The organism is Methylosoma difficile, assembly GCF_054657615.1.
The window spans coordinates 206,875-222,473 of record NZ_BAAHYJ010000006.1 but is presented as its reverse complement, the minus strand read 5'-3'; the positions used below and the strand labels follow the sequence as shown (position 1 = coordinate 222,473).

Genomic DNA, 15,599 nt, shown 5'->3' with positions numbered 1-15,599 from the left:
TTTTCCTGCCATTTTAAGTCCTTTCACTTTTTCCACTGCTGGTAATTTTCTCTCTAAGTAATGACAATCAATCTTAGCCCCAGCCTTAAGAAGCTACTAGAAGATCGTGAGCGCATGCTGAGCGCTTTGATGAGTAATCTCAATGGCATGGTTTATTGTTGCCTGATCGACGCCTATTGGACAATGGTGTTCGTCAGCGATGGCTGTTATGGATTGACCGGTTACACGCCTGATGAATTGCTGTTCAATCAATCCGTTAATTATGAGGACTTAACCTACGACGACGACCGTGTTTGGGTGCGCGAGGGAATTGATAAGGCCATAGTAGCCAACCAGCATTTCGAATTGGAATACCGGATTGTCCATGCTGATGGCAGCATCCGCTGGGTGCATGAAAGCGGCTGCCCCATTTATAACGAGCATGGTGAATTGGAAGCGTTGGAAGGTTTTATCCATGATGTCACCGCCCGCAAACAGAGTGAGCAATTGGCAAGGGAAGCTGAAGAACGTTACCGCTCAATCTTTGAAAATGCCATCGAAGGCATTTACCAAACCAGCCCGTCAGGCCAATACCTGAACTTTAATCCGGCGCTTGCCAAAATATACGGTTATGACTCGCCCCAAGATTTGGTCAATGGCATACACGACATCCAGCGACAGCTGTATGTTGACCCGCACAAGCGCGTCGAGTTTATCGCCCTGATGACCGCTTATGGGCGGGTGCAGAATTTTGAGGCACAAGTTTTCCGCAAAGACGGCAGCATTATTTGGATTAGCGAAAACGCCCATGAGATCCGCAACGCCGATGGCCATTTGATGTTTTACGAAGGCACGGTGGAAGATATTTCCGAACGTAAAAATTACGAAAGCCAAATTGCTTATCAGGCCACGCACGACAGCTTGACCGGTTTGCCCAACCGCACCATGTTGTCCGATCGCTTGCAACAGTGCATGGGTTTTGCTGATCGGGATGGCAACAAAATGGCGGTGGCGTTTGTTGATCTTGACCAATTTAAGTTGATTAACGACAGCATGGGCCATCATATTGGCGACGAATTGTTGGTCACGATGGCAACGCGCTTAACATCTTGCGTGCGTGATTCCGATTCGGTGGTGCGTTTAGGGGGAGACGAATTTGTTTTGTTGCTGACCAGCCTTAAAAAAGTCGAAGACATTGCCCAAAGCATGCAACGCATTTTATCGGCGGTTGCGGAGCCTTGTGTGATTGAAGGCCGGGATTTTGTCGTCTCGTGCAGTATTGGCATCAGCATTTATCCCGATGACGGGATTGATCCGAATACGCTGCTTAAACATGCCGATTCCGCCATGTATAAAGCCAAGCAATCAGGCCGCAATAACTTCCAGTTTTACACGCGCGAGCTTAATAAAATCCTGATTAAGCGCATGGAGCTGGAATATCGCTTGCGCCGTGCCTTGGAGCAAGATGAGTTTTTGCTCTATTACCAACCCAAAGTGGTTTGCTCCACCGGTAAAATTTGCGGTGCCGAAGCGTTAATCCGTTGGCAACCCCAAAACAGCGCGATGATCCTGCCCAATAGCTTTATTGGTATCGCCGAAGAAACCGGCTTAATTGAAGAGATTGGCCACTGGGTGCTGGAAACCGCTTGCCGCAAAGCGGGTGAATTGCAAACTTTGCTGGGTAAGCCCCTGCCTATTGCCGTTAATGTCTCGACACGCCAGTTTAGACACCGTAATTTTGTCAACACCGTGCAATCCGTGCTGAACGAGACGGGGCTTGATCCGCAATGCTTGGAATTGGAAATCACCGAAAGCACCTTGGTGCAAGATACCCGCTCATTTATCAAAACGCTTCACGACCTTAAAGCCTTAGGCATTAAATTGGCGATGGACGATTTTGGTACAGGGTATTCCAGTATGGCGTATTTAAAAGACTTTCCCATCGACCGCTTGAAAATCGACAAAGTTTTTGTCGGCAATTTGGAAAACGAAGCCACCAATATCGCCATCCTGAAAGCGATTGTCGCTTTGGGCCATAGCTTGGATTTAAAAGTGATTGCCGAAGGCGTTGAAACAGCTTACCAGCAAGCTTTTTTACATGGCATTGGTTGTGATGAATTGCAAGGCTATTACTTTAGCAAGCCGTTGCCGGAATTGGACTTTATGCGTTGGCTATCTTAGCTGCGCCGCAATCTCTACGCTATTTCTTCATCGAGATATTGAACAGGTTCTTATTGCTGGCCTAAAACCTACAGACCAGCCGATAATAGCCTTTGTGATTTAGCCTATTCCAAGCGTAGATGCATAAGCCTATCTTTAAATTCTTCCAAGACGATATTTGGCTGTTGCAGGAGCAGAAATTGCCTGCACCCCATGCCTTCTTCATAAAATGCCTAAAAATCGCCTTATTATCACTGCAAGGTTTTGTGGGGGATTTGTGCGTGCTGCGCGCATCAGCGTTAACGTTGTACAGCATTTTGGCGATTGTGCCGGTGATTGCCATGCTGTTTGGCATTGCCAAAGGCTTTGGCTACGAAATAATTTTGCAGGAGCAATTGCTGGGGCATGTTCCCGCACAAGAAAAAACCATCTTGCAAATCATCAGCTTTGCGCAAAACTTGTTGGAGAGTACCAAAGGCGAGGTGATTGCCGGTATTGGTGTGGTGGTGCTGTTTTGGATCATCATCAGCCTGATTGGCAATATTGAAGAATCGTTTAATGCTATCTGGAAAATTGACAGCAACCGCCCGATGAGCCGTAAATTCAGCGATTACTTGTCGCTGATGCTGCTGGCGCCGGTGTTGCTGATTGCTTCTAGCAGCATGACGGTGTTTCTGAACACCAAGATAACGTGGCTGATAAACGTCATCCATTTACCGGCCTTCGGCACGGCAATCGTCCTAAAGCTGCTAAGCTTTACGCCTTTATTGCTGATGACCGGTTTGTTTGCCTTTACTTTTATTTTTATGCCCAACCATCGGGTCAGCTATCGGGCAGGTATTATTGCTGGCATCGTCACGGGTTTTTTATACGATTTGACGCAATGGGCGTATTTTGCCCTGCAAATTGGCGTATCTTCTTACAATGCCATTTACGGCAGTTTTGCGGCATTGCCGTTATTTGTCGTGTGGTTGCAAACCGGCTGGATGATTGTGCTGTTTGGCTGCCAAGTTTCATTTTTTCTGCAAAATTACCCCATCTACCGCAATAACAACCGCTTTGCCGACTTAAGCTTCGCCCTAAAAAAAGTGATTGCCCTGCAAACGCTGCATTTAATCATCAAGCAATTTATCGCCCAAGCCAAGCCATTAACGGCGGCGGAAATGGCAAGCCGTTTGCTGATCCCTATTGCCGCCATCCACTCGGTGCTGGCGGTTTTGCAGGCCTGTCACATTATTCTCGGATTCAAAAACGCCAACGGGCCGGACGAGGTTTACCAGCCTGCCGTCGATGTCAATATCTTGTCCGTGGTTTATGTCGTTAAGGCACTGGAATATCATGGGCAGAACCAATTGCCGGAAATTAAAGAAGAGCCTTTGTTTTTCAATAAATTAAACAATATGATGGGGATGATTGAACAATCTGGGGATAATGTCTTGCTGAAAGATATTTAGGTTTGGCAAGCTAAAAAGCTACTAAAAATCAAACAGTCGTTTAAGCTATGCGCGCATTTAAGGCGGCTGGGCGAATTCGGCCTGGCTTAATAAGCGGCCTTAACATCAGTTATTTATTAAAAATTCCGTCTTCATCATTTTGGAAATACGCTTCATGACAGAAATAAAAGACAAATCCATCCAGCTATTCCTTGACGAATTGGCAAGTAAAGCGCCAACGCCAGGCGGTGGTAGCGTGGCTGCGCTGATGGGTGCGCAAGGGGCTGCCTTGCTGGCAATGGTGTGCAACTTAACATTAGGTAAGCCGCAATACGCTGAAGTCGAAGCCCAAATGCAAGACCTGCTGGAAAAGGCCGAAATGCTTCGCAGTACCTTAACGGCAATGATAAAAGCCGATGTGGATGTGTTTGACCGGCTGATGGCAAGCTACGCCTTACCCAAAGCGACCGACGACGAAAAGCTTCAGCGCAGCGCAGCCATTCAAGCCGTGTTAAAAGACGCAACCGATGTGCCGCTTGCTTGCGCCCGTGCTTGCCATGAAGTGATCGAACTCAGCGAAACGGCTGCAAACCTTGGCTATCTGGGCGTTATCAGCGATGCTGGCGTGGCGGTGATGGCGGCCTACAGCGGATTAAAAAGCGCCGCGCTTAATGTTTACATCAATACAAGCAGCCTAAAAGACCGCGCTTTTGCGGAAGCCAAGTTAGCAGAATTGGAACAAATTATGGCGGGTGCGGAAGCAAAAAGTGAGTCTATTTTTCAATTGGTTAGAAGCAAGCTTTAATTTATTGCCCGCGCATTTTTAAAAATGTGTTGACGATATTAATAATTGTGACTATCATATGCAGCTCTTCAAGAGTGGTTGAGATTTTAACAAGCCATGAGTCGAAGATTGTCGGGATATAGCGCAGTCTGGTAGCGCGCCTGCTTTGGGAGCAGGATGTCGGGGGTTCGAATCCCTCTATCCCGACCATTTTGCGCTTGTAGCTCAGCCGGATAGAGCATCGGCCTTCTAAGCCGAGGGTCGCAGGTTCGAATCCTGCCAAGCGCGCCATTTCTTGAATCATCCGTAATGGTGAGCGTAGCTCAGTTGGTAGAGTGCAGGATTGTGATTCCTGTTGTCGCGGGTTCGAGCCCCGTCGTTCACCCCAATATTGTCAATCAGTTAGTTGTAATTCATTAGGCTTCCTTTTTTGAGTGTAGTAAATTTGTCTTAACAGGCCTATTTACATAAGACGAGTTTCTCGCATACGCATTCAGATGATCCCCAGATAGGTGTGCATATTTCATCACCATCGACAAATCAGCCCATCCTCCAAGTTCCTTCAGTACGTTAATTGGTGTACCATTTTGGACATGCCATCTCGCCTATGTGTGCCGTAAATCGTGCCAAGTAAAATCTTCAATTTCAGCCATTCAAGTGCGTTTTTGTATGCTTTCGTGTTGGCTTTAGTTCATTCTTAATAGTGTTTCCCTGAAAGCAGAAAACATGCGTTTGATGCTTTCCGATTTGCCCTCGAATAACTTCCAGTGAGTCATCATAAAGCTGTACGACAAAGGGTTTTTGCCTTTGGGATTGGTCGGAGCATAAATCTACGCGCCTGTGGTGCGCTCGACTTGTTAGCCATGATGTACGCGCAGCATATGTACTTAACGCTTGCCATAACCTCTATGATTCAGTTATCGACGCCATTAATAATGGCTAAATGGCCTATTTTTCCCTAACTGGCAGATATTTAGTGCTAAAGCCTGACGTCGGATATGTATGCATTTTCTAAATGCTGTTAACTATTTCATTACACTGGTATATAAATAAACGGTTGCTGTTTTTACAGATATAGCCGCTGCTCGAATTGCGTAAATGGCTTTCTGTGGCGGATTAAAACCATTGATTTCTGTTTTTGCATGTCTTGTTTGGATGTTTCCGTGCTTATTGCCTTGAATTAACGGATAGAGGAGCGTGGTTTTTTCCTCATTAAAAACCCTAAATATGGTATCTTTCCGCAACATTTGTTGGGCGTTTGCTTTGCGTTTAAAGCATGGCATGCGACCACCTGCTGAGTTATTGAAAGGAGAGCCTGTTTGGCAGATAAAATAATAAGGATTGCCACCCGACAAAGTCCTTTGGCTTTATGGCAAGCAGAGCACGTTGCGGCGCTTTTGGAGCAAACCTATCCTGGCCTTAAGACCGAGCTGGTGAAGATGGTGACCCGTGGCGACAAAATATTGGATGCCCCTTTAGCTAAAGTGGGCGGCAAGGGCTTATTCGTTAAAGAGTTGGAGCAAGGTTTATTGGAAGGTGCGGCTGATATTGCCGTGCATTCGATGAAGGATGTGCCGGTTGAGTTTCCTGATGGCCTGCATTTGTCGGTCATTTTAGAGCGGGAAGATCCGACCGATGCGTTTGTTTCCAACCGGTATGCGTCGTGGGAGGCCTTGCCTGCCCATGCCAAGATTGGTACATCCAGTTTACGTAGGCAGTGCCAGCTCAAAGAGAAGTTGCCCGATGCTGAGGTTATTCCTTTACGCGGCAACGTCAATACCCGGCTCGCCAAACTGGATGCGGGCGATTACGATGCCATTATTTTGGCGTCGGCGGGCTTGTTGCGTTTGGGTATGTCAACACGCATCAGCCAGCGTTTGTCGACCACCATCAGTTTGCCGGCGATAGGGCAGGGTGCCATCGGTATTGAATGCCGGAGCGATGATGATGCGGTCAATGCCTTGTTGGCGCCTTTGCATCATGCGGAAACAGGATTGTGTGTCATGGCCGAGCGGGCGATGAACGCCCGTCTGAACGGTGGCTGCCAGGTGCCGATTGCCGGTTTTGCGCAATGCCAAGACGGGCAGTTGTTTATGCGAGGATTGGTTGGTCATCCTGATGGCAGTGTTTTGTATCGTAGTGAAGGTTTTTGTGCGCCAGATCAAGGCGCGGCTTTAGGTGTCAGCCTTGCCGATGAATTATTGGCGCAAGGTGCCGATAAAGTGTTGCAGGCTTTGTACGCTGAATGATGTCAGCAAAACCTTTATGCGGTCGACGGATTTTAGTGACCCGTCCAGCACATCAAGCGGCAAGCTTGGTCGGCCTGATTGAGTCGGCAGGCGGCATAGCCGTCAAGTTGCCAGTTTTGGCGATTGTCGAAACCGATAATATTGACCAAATTCAACAAACCTTGGCGTCTGTTGCCCATTATCAGTGGCTTGTTTTTATTAGTGCCAATGCGGTAAATTTTGCACTCAAGGCGAATGGTGGCAAAATAGGCGGATTAAATCTGCCGCGCTGTGCTGCAATTGGCAGTGCAACGGCGCAAGCTATGAAGGCAGCGGGCTTGACGGTTGATCTTATGCCTGAACAGGGCGGCAATTCCGAAGCCCTGCTGGCTATGCCTGCGATGCAACAGGTGGCAGGGCAACGGTTTTTGCTTATCCGTGGTCAAGAGGGGCGAGAACATCTGGCAGAGGCTTTGCGTGTCAGAGGCGCAAGGGTTGATTACTTGTGCGTTTATCAGCGAATACTGCCAACTGATGCCGATGTAGGCCAAACCCAGTCATTGCTTGCCGAAGACAGGCTTGATGCCATCACCCTTACCAGTGGCGAGGCGCTTGAGAATCTTTTGGTCATGCTGGCGAGCAAAAATAATAACAACAAGCTGTTTTCAATACCCTTAATTGTGGTGAGTGATAGGATCAGGCAAATGGCTGCCGAAAAAGGCTTTACGGAAATTGCGGTGGCTAATGGCCCTTCAGATATGGCAATGTTTGAGGCAGTAACAATGTTAATGGGGAAATAGCGTGGCGGAAATAAATCAACAACAAGGATCGGAAGCGGGCGAACCCGTCAAAATTCGCCGATCACGCACAAGCATGTGGTTTGGCGTCATTACTTTGCTCACCATTGTTGCGGTTGCCGGTGCGGGTTATTACTTCTTCATGCAACTTAAGGATAGCCAAGAACGTTTGGGTGGTGAGGTAAAAGGTGATCTCTCCAATAAAGTGCATGATTACCAAGCCCAACTCAACGCCATTCAAAACCAGTTGGCAGCTTTGCAAGCCGAAATAGCCGGTAAAGATACCCATTACAACAAAACGGTTGCTGATTTTTCGGAGCTTCACAGCGAAAAATTAGAAAACACCCGCAAAGAGTTCACAGACTCTATTCGTTTTATTCAACGCCAATTAGGTAAAACTCGTGGCGATTGGTTAATGGCGGATGCAGAATATCTGTTAAGCGTTGCCAATGAAAGATTACATTTGATTGGCGATGTCAACACCACCCGCGAAGCTTTGGAAGCCGCCGACCAGCGTTTGCGTGAAAGCGGTGATGCAGGCGCTATCAAAGTTCGCGAACAGATCGCAAAAGAAATTGGGCTGCTACGTGGCGTATCTTTGCCAGACTTGGTGGGCTTGTATTCTGCAATTCAAACGTTGCAAAGCCGTGTTGATACATTGGATTTGTTGTTGCCTTATGCAGGCAAGCCGTTGACCCAATCTAACGAAATTCACGATCACGCTGACGCAGCTTCCGCTGAACATGAGCTGCTTGATTCCGCAATGTCGAAATTGCACGGTATTGTCACTATTCGTCATTCCGATCAGGCAGTTACTGAGATACTGACGCCAGAACAGGCACAATTTATCCGTGAACAATTGCGTGTTAAATTGGAGATGGTGAAGGTTTCTTTGGTGCAACAAAACGAATCGCTGTATTTATTGAGCATTTCCGATGCCAAAAATTGGCTGGATCAACATTTTGCCCATAATGAAGAAGCGAAATTGTTGCTTGAAGAGTTGAGCCGTTTTTCTCAAGTAAAAATCAATAGCCAATTCCCTGATATAAGTTTGTCTTTAAAAATGCTTAAAGACATTACTAAGTTAAGGCTGGAGGTTGATAAAGCGATTCAGCCGCCAAGCGCAGAATCCGTGACTTCAAATGCAAAACCATTGCCGGTTGAGGTGGTTCCTAAGGCGGTAGAGACACCTAAAGCTGCTGACCCTGTTAAAGTTGAGCCACCTAAGCCCGCCGAGGCACACCCATCAGAACATCCGGCACATCCAGGCTCCACGCCAGAAGCGGTCGACGTGCCGAAAAAACAATAATCCAAGAGCACCTAATGAAAAAAAAACTATATTACTATCCGGTTTATTTTCTTGTTCTCTTGGCAATAGTAAGCGGGATTGCTTACACGGTCAGTTATTGGATAGAGAGTTTTGGTAGCCCTGGATATGTCCTCATGGGAATTGGCCAGTGGTCTTTGGAAACGTCATTGTCGTTTTTTACTGCTGCCCAAATAGTCATTTTTTTCCTGGGCTATTACTTTTTCCGAACGTTGGGCGTGTTGGTGCGTTTGCCAAGTAGAATGAAGCTGCGTGGCAAAAATATTAAGTTCAACCGTTCACAAGAGGCTTTGATTGCCGGTTTGGTGGATTCTGCCGAAGGCAATTGGGAAAAAGCTGAAAGTGTCCTTATCAAGCATGCTTCCCACAGTGGTGCTCCTTTGTTGCATTATTTGACTGCGGCAAGGGCTGCGCAATCACGCGGGGCTTTTGACAAGCGTGATGAGTATCTACAAAAAGCTTCGGCGCAAGCACCTGACTCCAGTGTAGCGGTAGGCTTAACCCAAGCCGAATTGCATTTGTCTGGCAACCAATTCGACCAAGCTTTGGAGACGCTCAAAAAACTGCAGTCGATTAATCCAAGCCATGCCAGCGTCTTAAAGTTATTGCACCAAGCCTATAAACATATGGGCGATTGGGAAGCTTTACGCAGTTTGTTGCCATCACTTCATACCAATAAAGTGTTAATGGAAGCGGAAATAAAGCTATTGGAAACTGAAACGTTCAGTACTTTGTTAAAGCAAAAAGCAGAAACCGCCAATGCTCAGACCATTCGGGAGTTATGGTTGGAAATTCCTAATTACATTAAAAAAATGCCTGGTATTTCGGCGATATTTTTTGCCGCCATGATGAATGCTGGCTCAGGTGCTGATATTGAAGAAGAGTTGGCAACAGCTTTATCAACCAGTTGGGATCAAACCCTGTTGGCTTTGTATGGCACTTTGGAAGGCGCTAATATCGCCAAGCAACTGGAAATGGCAGAGCGGTGGTTAAGTGTGCATCCGCAAGATGCCGTGCTGTTGGCGGTATTAGGCAAATTAAGCTACCGTTCGGGCGATGTTGAAAAAACCGAAGGTTATTTGCTGAAAAGCATTGCGGTAGAACCTACGGTGCAAGCCTATCAGTTGTTGGGTGATTTGCGTTACGCCCAAGGCGATGCCGACCAGGCCAGCCAGTGTTTTAAAAGCGGCCTTGAAATTGCCTCCAATGAAATTGTCAGCCGCATTGACAGCATTTCATAAGCCCATCCCTTTCTTATCAACCTGCCGTTATTGGCATCTAAAAGTGAATTCCAATCGGTAATCATCCTTTTTTGCCGATTTAATTCCCGCCCCTGTTAAGGTATCAATCGCATCAATAAAAGCTTTGCCGGATTTGTCGATGCCTTGGTAAGAGATTTTCCTGTCTACCACCACAAACTGTTTTTTCTTGTTGCCACAAAAAGTTTTGGCATCTTCTATGGCACTTTGGTATGCGCCAGACTCACTATCGGCTTGGATAATACTTAAGAAATTGCCGTCGGCTAAGGGCAATACATTGGATGTCGTGGCGCAACCGCTAAAGGCAATCGTTGTGATCGACGCGCTTATAAATAAATTTTTGATTTTCATTTTGTTCTCGAGTGTTTACGGAATTTGTCTGCTAGGGGTTAATTGACATCTTAAAAACATTAAATGATAATGATTATCAATTATTTTTGTTTGCCAATATGCTTGGGGTAACTTGCTATGTCAAAGAATTTATTGATTATTATTATCGTCTTATTTTTGAAAAGTTTCAGTTCTAATGCATTTGCAGCTTTAACGGACGAACAAAATTTGGGCAAACGATTGTTCAGTGATGTCAATTTGTCTCTGAACCGTAATCAATCCTGTGCATCATGCCACTCGCTGGATAAATTGTCAGGAAAAGCGCCGGCATTTGTTGATCCGCTCAACGCCGTACAAGGTACGCCCGTCTCTTTGGGTTCGATAGAATTTGCAACGGGCCGTTTAAATGCCCCTAGTATTGCATATGCTGCGTTCACTCCTGAATTTCATTTGGAAGAAACGGATGGCTTGTATGTCGGCGGGCTGTTTTGGAATGGTCGGGCCAAAAATTTGGAAGACCAGGCCAAGAAACCCTTTTTAAACCGGGTGGAAATGGCGATGCCGAACAAGTGGTCAGTTGTTAGCCGGCTGAAAGAAGACGCGGCTTATGTCAGGTTGTTTTTGAAACTATACCAGCTTGATTTGGCTGGCATCCCCCACGTTAAAGACGGGCAATTCAAGCAGCAGACCCCGGTTGCAGTAGAAGAAGTTTTCCAGAAAATGGCACAGGCTATTGCCGCCTTTGAAAGGTCATCCCAGTTCAACAAATTCAATTCTAAATTTGATTTTGTTTTGGCGGGCAAGACGCGTTTTACTAAACAGGAAGAAGACGGCATGCACCTGTTCAACGGCAAGGGAGGTTGTTCTTTATGCCATTTAAGTAACGCCGAGAAAGACAGTAATGGCAATATAACCCCGCCATTGTTCACTGATTTTACTTATGACAATATCGGCTTGCCGCGAAATTTGAATATTCCTGATGATCCGAAACCTCATCTTGGCTTGGGCGAGCGGGATGAGATTAATGCAGTTGATCCCGACAAGTTGCAATGGGGCAAGCATAAAGTGATGACCTTAAGGAATATTGCCATTACACCGCCTTATGGACACAATGGCGTATTTGCCAGTCTCGAACAAATTACCCATTTCTACAATACCCGCGACACTTTAGGCCGTGTAGCCGACAATTTGGATGCAAACTTTGGTGTGACAGGTTGGCCTAAACCCGAATATCCGCGCAATGTAAACGGTGATGAACTTGGCAGCATCGGCCTGACCGATTCGGAAGAGCAAGCCATTGTCGCATTTATGAAAACTCTAACCGATGACTATCCGCAGTGGGGCAAAGACCCGTTGGTCCCGCCGAGGACGCCATCGCCGTTTGTGCTGCCTTAACCGTTCAGCAAATCAAGGGCGTCCACACGGATTGCCAGGCGCATCAGCTCAATATCGTTGGCGACCCCCAGTTTACGTTTAATCAAGTAATGGCTGTTGTTGACGGTTTTGGGGCTGATGTTAAGGGTGCCGGCAATTTTTTCAGGACTTTTACCAGTCAGCAAAAGGCTTAATATTTCAAATTCACGTACCGTCAAATCTTGCAAAGCTTGTTGTTCGTTGCCCAATTGCGCGATTGCCAAGGCGTGGGCAATGTCGGCGCTTAAGCAATGGCGGCCTGCGTAGACTTCTTGAATGGCGTGCAATAAGGCTTCGGGTTGGCTGCTTTTGGTGACGTAACCCAGCGCGCCAGCGCGGATGGCTTGCTGCGCCAAGGTAGGGTTCTGGTGCATGCTGAACACCAATAACTTGGCTTGATGGTTACGCTGCTTGATGCGTGCCAACAAATCAAGGCCGCTGCTGCCAGGTAAGCTGAGATCGGTGATGGTGACATCGGGTTGATGGCTTTTATAGGCCTGATAGGCTTCCGCACTATCGGCGGCTTCGGCAACAACCGTCATGTCCAGCTGTTTGCCCAGCAAGACACGGTAGCCGGCGCGGACAATGGCGTGGTCGTCCACCAGCAAGATGCGGATGCTCATTTGGGATGCTCCGCTTCGGGCAGCGGCAAACAGACTTTCAGGCACAAGCCATGCGGTTGCCGGATGTTTAAGGTGAAATTCCCCGCCAAAGCCTGCACGCGCTCGCGAATTCCCAATAAGCCAATGCCTGTTGTGGTCGTAAACGGCAGATGCTGGGATTGACCGTCATCTTCAATCTGCAAGCTGACGTGGTCATGGTTCATGGTCAGGATGATGTGGGCGTGTTGGGCGGCGGCGTGTTTGGCGATATTGGTCAAGGCTTCTTGGCTGATACGGAAGAGCGTGGTGGCTAACGTTTCCGGCAGTTTTGAGCTATCGCCGTGAAAGCTCAGCCGATAAGCCGTCTTACCGTGGCTATGGGCGTTCCAGCTGGCGACCAAGCTGTGCAGGCTGGCGGCAAGCCCAAGGCCGTCCAGTTCTGCCGGGCGTAGACGCTGTAATAAGCTTCGCATTGCCGTCAAAATATGTTGGTTGATATGGCTGATTTGCGTGGCTTCGGCAAGCAATGCCGGACACTGTTGTTGTGCGGTCTGGGAAATGGCGGCAACCAGCGCATTGCTTGCCGCCAAGCATTGCCCGAATTCATCATGGAGTTCGCGCGCCAAATAGCGCCGCTCTTCTTCCTGCAGGTTCAATAGCTGCAAGGCTAAGCGTTGGCGTTCTTCCAGTAATTGTTGTTGGCTGGTTGCCAATTGATTGATGGCGCTGGCAATGCCTCGCCATTCGTCCAAAGCAAAACTAGGTAGTCGGTACGATAATTCTCCCTGTTGCAATTGCTGCAGACCGGCAATGATTGTTTTTATGGGCTGCAAAGCTCGGCGAATACCCAAATAGACTAAACAACATACCCCAGCAACAGTGCTGATGGATAAACCCAATAAGCTGACAATTTCCGTCCAAGCTTGCGCTATCTGCAATTCTGCGCTCGGCGTGACGCTAAGCGTGCCTAAATTTTGGCCTTCACTGGTCAAGGTTTGCCGGATGGGTAAACCCGGTTGGAAAAGCCAAGTATAGAATTGGCTAAACGGTTCCGGCGGTTTGGTTGTGCTGGGGCTGCCATTGCATAAGCTGCGCGGATGTCCGCCATTGGCGGGGATAAAGTCCAAGCATATACCGGATGTGTGATGGGTTTGCTTCCACAAGCTAAAGTCAGGAAAGCTGCTGCTTTGGGCAAAACCTGCGCTCAATTGTAAATGTTGAAAACTCAGCTGTTTGCCCACGCTGTCGGCAATGCGCTGGCTATTTTGCCGAGTTTGTTGATCGCTTTGTTGCAGGACATACGCGGCATTTGCCAGCAGACATAAGGCGGCGGCAGCGATAATGCGGATCAGGATATGTTGCGGCAGGTTCATGGCGGCTTTATGGTCGGGGTGGCCATCATTCTAAGCGGCAAGCTAGGGCGCGCCAAGCCATTAACAAATTGTCGGGCAAATTGCCCGATGCTAAGGTCTGCTAACTGTCCGGGTTTTTTACCGCTTCCAACAGCAATGGGAAATTGCATAGAATGCCAAGTTTTTTCAGGACTGTTTTATAAACCGACCATGCCAAATTTAAGCGATTTTGCCGCCGTTATTTTCGACATGGACGGTTTGGTGTTGGATACTGAAAGCACCTACTGCTTGGCTTGGCAGCAGGCGGGTTCTGCATTGGGCTACAGCATCCCGGAACACTTTTGCTTGTCGATGGCGGGCTTGTCAGGAACGGCTATCGAAGGGCATTTGCTCAGCCATTTCGGTGAAAGTTTTGATTTGCCCGGCTTTCAACAGCTGAGCGGCAAGTTTTGGCACGCGCATGTCGGGCAGCACGGCATTGCCGTCAAGACTGGCGTGGACACATGGCTTGATGCGCTCAACAGACAAAAACTGCCGTTTGGATTGGCAACCAACAGCCGTGCCGCTAATGCGCGATTATGTTTGCAAATGGCGGGTTTGGCGGAGGCTTTCCAATTGATTGTCTGCCGCGATGATGTCGCCGCCCCCAAGCCCGCGCCAGATGTTTTTTTGGCGGCAGCCCGACATTTGCAAGTGGACATCCGCCAATGCTTGGTGTTGGAAGATTCTCACACTGGCTTGCTTGCCGCCAAACAAGCCGGTGCTTATGCCGCCTTTATCCCTTCTGTATGGCCCGCACAGCCTGAAAGCTTAACCTTATGCGATTTTATCAGCCCTGATCTTGAGCAACTCTTTGCCACTTTTGGCAGGTAAAGCTAGCCAGTTAGTTCGCATTAAAGGATGGCAATCGGCTATAATTTGGTAATTTCACACATCAGCAAAGCAATCATTTGAAAGTCCACTACTCAAAAGTTAATGTCATCGCCCCCGCCAGATTGCACATGGGCTTTATTGATTTGAGCGGCTCGCTAGGCCGCCATTTTGGCAGCATTGGCGTGGCACTTAACGAAATCAGCACGCGGTTGACCATTACACCGGCATCAGAATGCAAAGTTTCCGGGCCATCGGCAGAGCGTGGAAAATCGTGCTTGCAACAGCTTTGCAAAATGATGGGTGTGTCTGAGCAAGTCAACATCACCATTGAAGCCGCCATTCCTGAGCATGTTGGTTTGGGTTCGGGCACGCAGATGGCGTTGGCAGTGGGTTTGGCTTTGAATGGCCTCTATGGTTTGAATTTGTCCGTGCGTGACATTGCCGCCATGACCGAACGCGGGCAACGTTCCGGTATTGGTATTGGTGTGTTTGAGCAAGGCGGTTTGGTGGTCGATGGCGGGCGTGGTGCCAATACGGTAACACCGCCGGTGTTGTCGCATATGGATGTGCCGGAAGCCTGGCGGTTTATTTTGGTTTTGGACGCACGCGGGCAAGGCTTGCACGGACAGCAAGAAATCCAAGCTTTCAAACATCTGCCGCCATTTCCCCAGCAAGAAGCCGCGCATTTGTGCTATCGATTGTTAATGCAAGGCTTGCCCGCCATTGCCGAAAACGACATTGCCCGTTTTGGCGAAGTTATCACCTATCTGCAACGCTCGGTTGGCGAGCATTTCGCTTCTGCTCAAGGCGGCGTGTTCACCAGCTCTGAAGTCGCCGAAGCGATGGACTGGTTGGCAGCACAAGGCGCAACCGCCATCGGGCAAACCTCGTGGGGACCGACGGGCTTTTGCGCCTTAGATGGCGTTGACCAAGCAGAAGCCTTAACCGCGCTCGCTAGAGAGCAATTTGCCCACTACCACAATTTAAGCTTTGTCACCGCCAGTGCGCGTAATACCGGCGGCAGTGTTTGGGTGGTTGAAGAGTAGTGGTTTGCTAGTAAAT

The 15,599-nt window shown here is 48.2% G+C and carries 14 protein-coding genes and 3 tRNA genes; 13 read left to right on the top strand and 4 right to left on the bottom strand.

Annotated features, from left to right (window positions below):
- Positions 1–60: 60 nt before the first annotated feature.
- The 6 genes from ACYQ1O_RS15950 to ACYQ1O_RS15925 all read left to right on the top strand — a co-directional run bounded on the left by ACYQ1O_RS15950 (position 61) and on the right by ACYQ1O_RS15925 (position 4,744).
- Positions 61–2,160 carry a putative bifunctional diguanylate cyclase/phosphodiesterase gene (locus ACYQ1O_RS15950; protein ID WP_459993159.1) on the top strand — a complete coding sequence of 700 codons (2,100 nt, stop codon included), beginning with the start codon at positions 61–63 and terminating at the stop codon, positions 2,158–2,160.
- A 119-nt stretch (positions 2,161–2,279) separates the two neighbouring features.
- Positions 2,280–3,593: a YihY/virulence factor BrkB family protein gene (locus ACYQ1O_RS15945; RefSeq protein WP_459993158.1), complete on the top strand. Its 1,314-nt coding sequence runs from the start codon at positions 2,280–2,282 to the stop codon at positions 3,591–3,593.
- Between the two features lie 154 nt (positions 3,594–3,747).
- On the top strand, positions 3,748–4,377 hold the full coding sequence (gene fchA, locus ACYQ1O_RS15940) for a methenyltetrahydrofolate cyclohydrolase (protein ID WP_459993156.1): 630 nt from the start codon (positions 3,748–3,750) through the stop codon (positions 4,375–4,377).
- A gap of 112 nt (positions 4,378–4,489) precedes the next feature.
- Positions 4,490–4,566 (top strand) — tRNA-Pro (locus ACYQ1O_RS15935).
- Positions 4,567–4,570: 4 nt separating this feature from the next.
- Positions 4,571–4,647, top strand: a tRNA-Arg gene (locus ACYQ1O_RS15930).
- Between the two features lie 21 nt (positions 4,648–4,668).
- Positions 4,669–4,744, top strand: a tRNA-His gene (locus tag ACYQ1O_RS15925).
- A gap of 637 nt (positions 4,745–5,381) precedes the next feature.
- Here the strand turns inward: ACYQ1O_RS15925 and ACYQ1O_RS15920 are convergent.
- Positions 5,382–5,639 (bottom strand): hypothetical protein, encoded by a 258-nt coding sequence (locus ACYQ1O_RS15920; protein ID WP_459993154.1) that lies wholly within the window; start codon positions 5,637–5,639, stop codon positions 5,382–5,384.
- 36 nt (positions 5,640–5,675) lie between these two features.
- Here ACYQ1O_RS15920 and hemC point away from each other — a divergent pair, with 36 nt between their 5' ends.
- The 4 genes from hemC to ACYQ1O_RS15900 are packed head-to-tail and all read left to right on the top strand — an operon-like array spanning position 5,676 to position 9,949.
- Complete coding sequence (gene hemC, locus ACYQ1O_RS15915) at positions 5,676–6,605, top strand: hydroxymethylbilane synthase (protein WP_459993152.1); 930 nt, start codon at positions 5,676–5,678, stop codon at positions 6,603–6,605.
- On the top strand, positions 6,602–7,384 hold the full coding sequence (locus tag ACYQ1O_RS15910) for a uroporphyrinogen-III synthase (protein ID WP_459993151.1): 783 nt from the start codon (positions 6,602–6,604) through the stop codon (positions 7,382–7,384). The genes hemC and ACYQ1O_RS15910 overlap by 4 nt, the downstream gene beginning before the upstream one ends.
- A 1-nt stretch (position 7,385) precedes the next feature.
- On the top strand, positions 7,386–8,690 hold the full coding sequence (locus tag ACYQ1O_RS15905; protein WP_459993150.1) for a uroporphyrinogen-III C-methyltransferase: 1,305 nt from the start codon (positions 7,386–7,388) through the stop codon (positions 8,688–8,690).
- A gap of 14 nt (positions 8,691–8,704) precedes the next feature.
- Positions 8,705–9,949 carry a heme biosynthesis HemY N-terminal domain-containing protein gene (locus ACYQ1O_RS15900; protein WP_459993148.1) on the top strand — a complete coding sequence of 415 codons (1,245 nt, stop codon included), beginning with the start codon at positions 8,705–8,707 and terminating at the stop codon, positions 9,947–9,949.
- A 27-nt stretch (positions 9,950–9,976) separates the two neighbouring features.
- Here the strand turns inward: ACYQ1O_RS15900 and ACYQ1O_RS15895 are convergent, their stop codons facing one another.
- Entirely contained in the window at positions 9,977–10,318 is a 342-nt protein-coding gene (locus ACYQ1O_RS15895) for a hypothetical protein (protein ID WP_459993146.1), read from the bottom strand.
- A gap of 117 nt (positions 10,319–10,435) precedes the next feature.
- On the opposite strand from ACYQ1O_RS15895, the gene ACYQ1O_RS15890 reads away from it, so the two are divergent.
- Entirely contained in the window at positions 10,436–11,692 is a 1,257-nt protein-coding gene (locus ACYQ1O_RS15890; RefSeq protein ID WP_459993145.1) for a cytochrome-c peroxidase, read from the top strand.
- Here the strand turns inward: ACYQ1O_RS15890 and ACYQ1O_RS15885 are convergent.
- Positions 11,689–12,333 (bottom strand): response regulator, encoded by a 645-nt coding sequence (locus ACYQ1O_RS15885; protein ID WP_459993144.1) that lies wholly within the window; start codon positions 12,331–12,333, stop codon positions 11,689–11,691. The two genes, ACYQ1O_RS15890 and ACYQ1O_RS15885, sit on opposite strands and share 4 nt — an antisense overlap.
- Positions 12,330–13,685, bottom strand: coding sequence for a histidine kinase (locus tag ACYQ1O_RS15880; protein WP_459993143.1), 1,356 nt, complete (start codon positions 13,683–13,685; stop codon positions 12,330–12,332). Before ACYQ1O_RS15880 ends, ACYQ1O_RS15885 begins: the two co-directional genes overlap by 4 nt.
- A gap of 189 nt (positions 13,686–13,874) precedes the next feature.
- Here ACYQ1O_RS15880 and ACYQ1O_RS15875 point away from each other — a divergent pair, with 189 nt between their 5' ends.
- Together ACYQ1O_RS15875 and ACYQ1O_RS15870 are read left to right on the top strand one after the other, a co-directional pair.
- Entirely contained in the window at positions 13,875–14,537 is a 663-nt protein-coding gene (locus ACYQ1O_RS15875) for an HAD family hydrolase (protein ID WP_459993142.1), read from the top strand.
- Between the two features lie 77 nt (positions 14,538–14,614).
- Positions 14,615–15,583, top strand: a complete 969-nt coding sequence (locus ACYQ1O_RS15870; RefSeq protein ID WP_459993141.1) for a beta-ribofuranosylaminobenzene 5'-phosphate synthase family protein — start codon at positions 14,615–14,617, stop codon at positions 15,581–15,583.
- Positions 15,584–15,599 lie beyond the last annotated feature (16 nt).